The following is a 2,296-nucleotide window of genomic DNA, read 5'->3' on the forward strand; positions in this document are numbered from 1 at the left end:
AGATGGAGTAGCTCACTTTGCCCACCTAGGGGGGATGCTCTTCGGATTTATTCTAATCAAACTTTGGGAAAAGAGAGCTAGAGCACGACAACTCGATGATGGCTGGCAAGACTTTTACTAATAGACGATTTGCACTGCTTATCCCGATACTTCTGCTCTATTGGGTAGTGATATCGTGGGGGAACGGGGCTATCAGCAGGCTAGTACTTCCTAGTGATGGGGGTACCTTTCTCAGCCAGCCGTGGAGCCTAGTGACCTACGGCTTTGTGCATACCTATTGGCGTCATATAGTAATCAATGTGGGGATGCTCTTGATGCTACTACTCTTTTCTGTGGGTTGTGGCATTAGTAACCGTACGGTACTGGGCCTATTTCTTTGCGGCATTCTCTCAGGGGGCTTGCTCTTTCTGCTCATAGGCGATGGCGTATTGGTAGGTGCTTCTGCTGGCATTGCCGCCCTTGTGCCACTAGTGCTCTATAAGTCGGTTCGCCAAAAAAGAGCGTGGCTACTCTATGCAATGTTATTTGTGCTCGTCTTTGACTTCGCAACGCAAAGAAAGCTAGGGCAGGTGACTCAAGGGGTACATCTGATGGGCTATATTGTGGGAACTCTATGGGTTATTTTCTCTGAGCGGAAGAAGCATTTAGGGGAGACACCATCTGCCGAATTACTCGTGGAAAAGACGAGGGTTTCTGGCTATCATTCACTCACGAGGGAGGAGCAGGAGCAGCTCAAGTAATATGAAGAGGATGCGTAAGGATAGGACTATTCGTCTGCTCAATACCACATTTCGTGCTATTGAGTTGATTCCAAACCTACTCTTTATTGCACTCTACATTCTGGCGGTGCTCTCTCCCTTTATTTCGCCACTTAAGACACAGATCCCAGCCTTTCTTAATCTTGCTTACCCCCTATTGTTAGCTGGACTGTTGCTTCTTTGGCTCTTTTATCTACTCCGTCGTAAGTGGCTCTACTTCGGCTGCTATACATTGCTATTCATCCTATCAATAGGCTATATATTTAGTTACTTCCCCATTCATTTTGGTAAGGGTCTAAAGAAGGAGTATGACCTCAGGGTGATGAGCTACAACGTACAGAGTTTTCTGGGCAGAGACGAAGCGGGAACACTCTTAGCACCTCAACTAATTAAAAGCTACGACCCCGACATTCTAGCTCTCCAAGAGGCAAATCTATACCCCGACCAATTCCCAACAGATGGGAAGCTGAGGAGCCTTTTCAGTAGCTACCCCTACCGACACGTTCACAAGACACAAGCCATCCTGTCAAAGTTTCCAATCAAGGCTGTAGAGGATATTGAGTATGAATCGTCACACAATGGATCGTGCGGGTACCTCATTGAATTAAAGGAGGGTTGCACTCTACTATTGGTCAATAACCATCTAGAGTCTTATAGCCTTAATAGTTCGGAAGTAGAGGAATACAAAGGTTATATTAAAGACTTTAGCATAAGGGATCTACCTCAGCAATTTATCAAGGTGAAGCGTCGATTGGGTCCTAGACTGAACCAACGGGCTAGCGTGGCAAGTAAGGTGCGAAAGGATGTGGAAAAGCTACAGAATAAGTATCAGCCTCAGGCGACAATTGTTGTAGGGGACCTCAACGATACGCCCATGAGCTATACCTACAGTCAGCTAAGGAGCCGGATGAGAGATGCCTATAGCGAAACTGGGCTAGGACTTTCTGTCTCATTCAACGAACGGCTTATGCCTTTCCGCATTGACCACCTCTTTTATGAGGGGGAAATTAAAGCGATTGGAAGTAGTATTCCAAAATATAAATTGTATAGTGATCACAATCCACTTATTGTTGACTTCAAGTGGAATTAGCAAAATATCTGTATGTCGAAACTTAAATCATTAGCCTCACGAGCGGTTACAGGAGCTGTCTATGTCGGTATCATTTTAGGTTGCATACTGACCAATCGGATCGATTTAATGGCCTGGGTATTAGCCCTTTTCGCCATGCTAGGTTCATACGAATATCAATTGATGACTGGGGCCAATCTCTATGCCCTTTTCCTAAGAATTGTTCATGGTATGGTGGCTGGTCTTCCTATCTTAGCCGCCTATACACTGGTTGACTATTCGGGGGATTGGCAAAGGACACTCCTAGTACTACTCCCTTACTTTTGCTACCTACTATTCTATCTGATTGGAGAGATCTATAGGCTTCAACGGCAGCCCTCAGTTGAGTTGGGGCACGCTTTCTTTGCCCACCTTTATACCGCTCTACCACTTGGTCTACTGGTACTAACCATGGGAAGCCGATATGGTG

The 2,296-nt window shown here is 45.8% G+C and carries 2 protein-coding genes and 2 pseudogenes; all 4 read left to right on the top strand.

The features are described from left to right. Window positions 1-121, top strand: a pseudogene (locus tag QVO39_RS07450) (rhomboid family intramembrane serine protease); the annotation flags it as partial. Continuing rightward, window positions 96-740: a rhomboid family intramembrane serine protease gene (locus tag QVO39_RS07455; protein WP_021903644.1), complete on the top strand. Its 645-nt coding sequence runs from the start codon at window positions 96-98 to the stop codon at window positions 738-740. The pseudogene QVO39_RS07450 and the gene QVO39_RS07455, both read left to right, overlap by 26 nt. Before the next feature lies 1 nt (window position 741). Then, window positions 742-1,848, top strand: a complete 1,107-nt coding sequence (locus QVO39_RS07460) for an endonuclease/exonuclease/phosphatase family protein (RefSeq protein ID WP_018028165.1) — start codon at window positions 742-744, stop codon at window positions 1,846-1,848. Between the two features lie 108 nt (window positions 1,849-1,956). Further along, window positions 1,957-2,296, top strand: a pseudogene (locus tag QVO39_RS07465) (phosphatidate cytidylyltransferase); the annotation flags it as partial.

The sequence above is a fragment of the Porphyromonas sp. CAG:1061 genome (assembly GCF_000435035.1).
GTDB lineage: Bacteria > Bacteroidota > Bacteroidia > Bacteroidales > Porphyromonadaceae > Porphyromonas_A > Porphyromonas_A somerae.

Coding starts and splice junctions, on each gene's coding strand:
- QVO39_RS07455 (WP_021903644.1), top strand. CDS start 96: ATGATGGCTGGCAAGACTTTTACTAATAGACGATTTGCACTGCTTATC.
- QVO39_RS07460 (WP_018028165.1), top strand. CDS start 742: ATGAAGAGGATGCGTAAGGATAGGACTATTCGTCTGCTCAATACCACA.